At 69.3% G+C, this 6,290-nt stretch carries 5 protein-coding genes; 1 reads left to right on the top strand and 4 read right to left on the bottom strand.

The window, feature by feature from the left end; translation table 11 throughout:
* Nucleotides 1-341: 341 nt before the first annotated feature.
* Nucleotides 342-1,739 (bottom strand): lyase family protein, encoded by a 1,398-nt coding sequence (locus H0W38_RS14360; RefSeq protein WP_292455218.1) that lies wholly within the window; start codon nt 1,737-1,739, stop codon nt 342-344.
* A gap of 382 nt (nt 1,740-2,121) precedes the next feature.
* Here H0W38_RS14360 and H0W38_RS14355 point away from each other — a divergent pair, with 382 nt between their 5' ends.
* Entirely contained in the window at nt 2,122-3,963 is a 1,842-nt protein-coding gene (locus tag H0W38_RS14355; RefSeq protein ID WP_292455216.1) for a GGDEF domain-containing protein, read from the top strand.
* A 21-nt stretch (nt 3,964-3,984) separates the two neighbouring features.
* Here H0W38_RS14355 and H0W38_RS14350 read toward each other — a convergent pair whose 3' ends face one another.
* The 3 genes from H0W38_RS14350 to H0W38_RS14340 form a co-directional block, all read right to left on the bottom strand.
* A complete protein-coding gene (locus H0W38_RS14350) occupies nt 3,985-4,509 on the bottom strand; it encodes an FxDxF family PEP-CTERM protein (protein WP_292455213.1) in 525 nt (174 codons plus the stop codon).
* A 50-nt stretch (nt 4,510-4,559) separates the two neighbouring features.
* On the bottom strand, nt 4,560-4,853 hold the full coding sequence (locus H0W38_RS14345) for a hypothetical protein (protein WP_292455210.1): 294 nt from the start codon (nt 4,851-4,853) through the stop codon (nt 4,560-4,562).
* A gap of 11 nt (nt 4,854-4,864) precedes the next feature.
* A partial coding sequence (locus tag H0W38_RS14340) for a DUF4331 domain-containing protein (RefSeq protein ID WP_367162133.1) occupies nt 4,865-6,290 on the bottom strand: 1,426 nt, incomplete at its 5' end.

Genomic DNA, 6,290 nt, shown 5'->3' with positions numbered 1-6,290 from the left:
GCCGCGGGCGGGCGGCGGGCGCAGCGCCTGTGCGGCGGCGAGCAGCGCAGGGCTCGTGGCCGCGCGCGCAGCGCGCTTCGTCAACTGACTCGTCGCGGCTGTCTGAGCGCAGTGAGCGCAGCGAACGAAGCGAGTTCCGCGACGCAGCCACGAGACCGAGCAGCGCAGCGCAGTCGGCCCGCAGGGCCGACCGCCGCACCGAAGCGAAGCCCGCCGCCCGCCCGCGGCTTTGCCCACGCCCAACGCCCGCAACCCCCGCAACGCAATACCACCGCGGGCCGAAGTCAGCAAAGGCCGACCACAGAAGCCCAGTGCATTGGCCGATCGAACGCAAGTCGGTCTCAGGCGTCGCCCGTGAGTGCGCGTGGATCGAGCAGCCCGGCCAGCCGCTCGCGGCCGAGGTCGGTAAGCTCGTCGGCCACGTCGAGGACGGGCCGGCCTTCGCGGTAGGCGGTCTTGGCGATCTCGGCCGCCTTGGCGTAGCCGACGATCGGGTTGAGCGCCGTCACTAGCACCGGGTTGCGCGCCAGGCTCTCCTGCAGCCGCGCTTCGTTCACGCGAAAGCCGGCGATCGCCTTGTCGGCCAGCGCGCGGCTGCCGTTGGCCAGCAGCACGATGCTTTCCAGCAGGTTGCGTGCGATCACCGGCAGCATGGTGTTGAGCTCGAAGTTGCCCGACTGCGCAGCGATGGTGACGGTGGTGTCGTTGCCGATGACCTGCGCCGAGATCATCGCCACGGCTTCGGGGATGACCGGGTTGACCTTGCCCGGCATGATCGACGAGCCCGGCTGCAGCGCCGGCAGTTCGATCTCGCCCAAGCCGGCGAGCGGGCCCGAGTTCATCCAGCGCAGGTCGTTGGCGATCTTCATCAGGCTGACCGCGCAGGTCTTGAGCTGGCCCGAGAGAGATGCGGCCGTGTCCTGTGCGCCCATCGCGGCGAAGAAGTCGGGCGCGGGCTCGAAGGCCAGGCCGGTGCGTGCGTTCAGCGCCGCGCAGAACAGGGCCGCGAATTCGGGGGGTGCGTTCACGCCGGTGCCGACCGCCGTGCCGCCCTGCGCCAGCCGCAGCAGCGCGGGCAGTTGCTCGCGCAGCCGGGCGATGTCGGCCTCGATCTGGCTGGCCCAGCCGCCGAGGACCTGGTCCAGGCGCACCGGCATGGCGTCCATCAGGTGGGTGCGGCCGGTCTTCACGTGTTTTCGCAGACCCGGCGCGCGTTCGCGCAGCACCGCGCGCAGATGGTCGAGCGCCGGCAGCAACTCGTGCACGAGCGCCAGCGCGGCGGCGATGTGGATCGCCGAGGGAATGGCGTCGTTGCTGCTTTGCGCGCGATTGACGTCGTCGTTCGCGCTCACCGGCTTGCCCAGGCGGCGTGCCGCCAGGGTGGCGACGACCTCGTTGGCATTCATGTTGGAGCTGGTGCCCGAGCCGGTCTGGAACACGTCGATCGGAAAGTGCGTCATCAGGTCCGCTTGTTCGTCGCCCCCGGCCAGCAACTGCTCGCAGGACTGCTCGATGGCCTCGGTGAGCGCGGGCTCCATGCTGTTGCACTGGAGGTTGGCGCTCGCCGCCGCGGCCTTCACGAGGAGCAGCGCGGCGATCAGGCGCCGCGGCATCGGCTCGCCGCTGAGGTGGAAGTTGTCGATGGCGCGCTGGGTTTGCGCGCCGTAGAGCGCATCGGCAGGAACGCTCACTTCGCCCAGGCTGTCGCGCTCGGTTCGGGCAGGAAGCGCAGAGGTCATGGCAGGTCTTTCGGTTCGTCGAGGGCAGGGCGTTCGGCGCCAGGGCTCGGGTTGCCCGCAGGCACGCATCTTCGCGCGCCTCGCGCTCGGTGTCCGGCTCGCTGCATTCGCCCCGTCGTGCCGCTCGCGAACGCTCCCGCTGGCGTGGTACACCGATTGCCTCATGACGCGATTGAATTCAAGGGACGGCGTGCGGAGTTCCGAAGAGGCGCAGTGGCCAGCGACACCCGGATGCCCGCTCACAGCGGCTGGGCCGGTCTCTGGCCGGCTGGAGCAAGCCCTGCGCCTTCCCAGGCGATGCCCGCGGCTCGTAGCGGGGTTGGCGTTTGGCGGCGCAGTCGACCGCGTTTGCGCTGCACCGCTTCCAGGCGACAGCAACGCCGTGTCATGGGGCGTGGGTGCCGGCCTGGCACTGCTGCTGGCGCTGCTGGTGCTCGGCGTCCTGCGCCTGCGCAGGCGGCGGCAGCGCCGGCACGCCGAACTGCTCGTGTTGCGACGCGCCAATGTGGAGCTGGCCCAGCGCCTCGAGCGGGTGGAAGCCGAGCGGGCGCTGGCCGCGAGCCATGCGCAGGCGGCTCGCGAGCGCGCCCTGAACGCGGCGCGCGACAGCGCCGAGCAGGCCCTGCGGCACGCCGAGCAGGCGTTGCGCAACGAGCACGCGCTCTTTGCCAGTGGCCCGGTGCGCCGCTTTGGTTTCGAGCTCAAGCCGCCTTATCGTTTGCGAACGGATCTGGCGATGGGTTCGCAGGCGCGAACGCAGTCGCAGTTGCACGCGGGCCCCTCGAACGCCCTGCCGCCGGCGCCGGCGTTCGGCGATGGCACGGTTGCGCCTGCTGCGCACGGCAGCATGGCCGACGAAACGCTGCTGACGTGGATAGACGTCGAGGACCACGCGGCACTGGCGGCCTGCGTCGCCCGGGCCGAAGCTGAGCCGGGCCACGTGCAGGCCTGCGAGTTGCGGGTGGCCGACGGCAGCGGCGAGCGGCGCCTGCTCCAGCTGCGCGTGGACCCTGCGGCCCAGCGCCAGCGTGTGGCCCTCGGTTACTCGTCACCGCTGCACGAGCGGCGCGATGCGGCGGCCGAGCCGCAACCTGAGGCGCGCAGCGATGACCTGCAAAATCTCGTCAGGACCATGAGCGCCGGCCAGCGTTTCATGGAAAGCCTGCAACAGCTCACCGAACTGCTGCAGCAGTGCGAGACACGCGGCCAGGGCCTGGACGTGATCGCGCAAGGTGGCCCGGCCCTCTTCCCGCGCTGGGACGGCGCGATCTGCGTGGCCGACGAGGACGGCAGCGCCGGCATCGCGGCGCGCTGGGGCGAGTTCTTCGAGACCGAGCGCGGCAAGGCGGCCGACTGCTGGGCGGTGCGCCGCAACCGCGTGCACGTGACCGGCGCCGACGGCGCGACCCGACGACTCAGCCCCGTGTGCGGCCACTTCGGCAGCGGCTCGCAACTTCCGCCTGGAATGACGCATGCGATCTGCGTGCCGCTGATGGCGCCGTCGCAGCCGCCGGTGCTGCTGCATCTGGTGACCCATGCGCCGCTCGACGAAGACGCCCTGGCCACGGCAACCTGGGCCGGCGAGACGCTTTCCCACGCGCTCGAGTTGTCGCTCGTCAACCTCGACCTGCGCGTGTCGCTGCGCGAGCAGGCGGTGCGCGACGCGATGACGGGGCTCTTCAACCGCCGCCACTTCGACCAGGTGATGGCGCTGGAAATCAGCCGTGCCGAACGGTCCGGGGGCAACTTGGTGCTGGCCCTGTTCGACATCGACCACTTCAAGACCTTCAACGACACCTTCGGTCACGAGGCCGGCGACGAGGTCATCAAGGCGGTGGCGCACGAACTGCTCGGCTTCGTGCGCTCCTACGACACGGCCTGCCGTGTCGGTGGCGAGGAGCTGACGGTGCTGTTGCCGAATGCTCGGCTGGAGGAAAGCAGTGCCCGGCTCGAGCACCTGCGTGAGCAAATTGCCGCCTTGCGCCTGACGCACGACGAGCGTGCACTCGACACGGTAACGGTGTCGATCGGCGTGGCCGATCTGGAAAGCGGCCCGCACGAAACGCTGCTGCGCCGTGCCGACATGGCGCTATACGCCGCCAAGCGCGGCGGACGCAACCGGCTCGTCCGCTGGCGGGCCGATTTGCCCGACGTGACCGACTTCGCCCCTCTGGTCAGAGACGGCGCTGAAGAAGCGCCGCTCAGCGAGCCGCAGGCTCGCTGAGCGTTCTTCAGACGGGAGTCTTCAGGCCCTGCCGCGGCGGCGCGCCATGAAGCCGACCAAGCCCAGGCCGGCCAGCATCAGCGCATACGTCGCGGGTTCGGGGATCACCCCCACCGTATCCGGCGTGAAGGTGATGTTGCCGGTGTAGCTGGCCGAAAGCGAGGTCGACCCGGCGAACGGATCGCCCGCCGTGCCGGACACGCTCACGGTTTGCAGCCCGCTGAGGCTGGGGACCGTGACCGAAGCCGTCTGCCCGCCCGGAGAGCCCGTGAAGAAGTAGCCCTCTCCTTCCAAGAAGCCGAAGAGCAGATCGAGATTGGCATCGGTGGAGAAGAACTCCGCCGTCACCGTGCCCGTCTGCATCGCGGGCAGCTCGAAACTGAACGTGTCGACGAAGAAGCTGCTCTCCACGTGAGTGGCCGTCAGGCCCGCAGAGAACGACCCGTTGTCGGGCGTGAGCACCAGCGTTTGCGTGAGGTCGTCGCCGAACGCGAGCGACGATGACAGTGCGAGCGTTGCAGCCAGCGCCAGGGGTTTGAATTTCATGAAAGCTCCTTGTTCTTGAACGGTGATGTCGCGTGCGTCGAAAGCAGGCTTCAGTTGACCGACACCGCATCGCCCTCGTCGCGGGGCGGCGGCTGGTCGCTGAGGGCGTAGGGCTCGATGGTGTCGTCCACCGCCCACGACCTCATGAAGCGCAGCAGGTTGGCAGTCGAGGACATGGCGCTGTCGGGCACGGTGGCACCGGGCTGCGAAGGCCCGGCGGTGCCACCGCCATTGCCGCCGCTGCTGCCCCCGCCCCCGCCGCCGCAGGCGGAGAGGGCGACGGTGGCGGCGAGCAGCGTGGCGGCCGTCCAGCCGGCCGGTCGGTTGTGAGAGTGCTGAGTCATGGCGTCCCCCTTCAATCGTTGAACGAGCCGGGGATCGGCGTGTTCAGGTAGGGGAACGCGTTCGGGAACTCTGCGGCCGTGCGGCGCACGCCGTCGGTAAAGGCCAGCCCGCCCGCAGGTGCATCCGCCGGCGTGCAGCCGACGTTGAGCGTGTCTCCGGCGCCGCTCAGCACGCACAGCGCGCCCATGGCCACGCGCAGCGACACGTCGACAACGTCGTCACCCGGCCGGCGCCCGTTCGGGAAGCCCGCGTTGTCGCCGCCCGCCACGCCCAGCGGGTTCTGCCCTGCGATGGCCGTCGGCGCGATCGAGGTGTTGAGCCGCAACATCTCGGAAGGCACCACGTTCTGCGGCTGGTTGACGCCTTCCAGCCCGGTCAGGAAGGCCGCGACGAGGTCGGTCCTGGGGAAGTTGGTGGGAGCCTGAACCGGGAACAGCGATTCGATGAAGGCCGGCAGCGCCGGGTTCGTCACGTAGTCCAGGAAGGCGGTGTCGTCCATCGGCTTGGAGGCGTTGAAGCGGTCCTTGTCTTCCAGGCCGATGATCACTTCGTTGACCAGCGGCATGCCCAGCCGCGAGACCTGCGCCAGCGGGCCGGCGTAGATGGCCGCCGCGCCGATGCGCGAAGGCGGCGAGGGATTGAGCAGCCGGCCCTGGCGAAGGCTGGAGGTGGTGTAGGCACCGACCACGGGATCGCCGGCGGAGGCCACGCAAGCGATGGGCAACTCCATCACCACCGAGCTGATGTTCTTGAACTCGAGGTCGTTCGAATTGCCGCCCACTGGGCCCAGCGGGTCGAGGTTGATGAGGTCGAAGATCTTGCCCACCGCGATGTAGAAGGGCTCCTCGCGCTGGCCGACGAACACGCGGCCGTTGCCGCAGCCGGGGATGGCGACGTCGTACATGTGCAGCTTGGCGTAGGCCTCGTAGCCGCCGGGAAAGCTCTTGGTGCCGATGTTGTCGACCGGCTTGTCGAACACCTCGCCGCCGCCAGCCTTGGTGACTTTGCCGCGCTGGCCGGACCGGCGGTCGCCGCGCACCACGTCGATGCTGTAGGTTTCGCGCAAGTTGAGCGTGGCCGGGTTGACGCCGTCGATCGGCCCCGAGTTGATGACTGGAATCTTGATCTGCTTGCCGCCGACCGAGAGTGTCTTCGACTTGGAGGTGCTGTCGAAACGGAACTGGAAGGTCAGGTCTTCCTTGGCGTCGCCGTTGTTGTCGAAGTGGATCTCGTACACCGCGTCCGGGTCGAACTGATAGAAGTTGGGCCCGCCCTGCGGATCATGGAAGGGGATGTAGTCGGCGATTACGGTCACGTAGTCCTGACGGCCGGGCTCGTAGCTGCGGAACATGTAGAGGTCGGTGCCGTCAACGGCGCGGCCGCTCATGGCGAGGAAGGGCGCTTCGCGGTGGCTCGAGGCCAGGGCGCTGGTGCCG

The sequence above is a fragment of the Methylibium sp. genome (genome assembly GCF_013817365.1).
Lineage (GTDB): Bacteria > Pseudomonadota > Gammaproteobacteria > Burkholderiales > Burkholderiaceae_C > Methylibium.
Note: the sequence above shows the minus strand (reverse complement) of the source record. Positions and strands in the feature narration are given on the sequence as shown.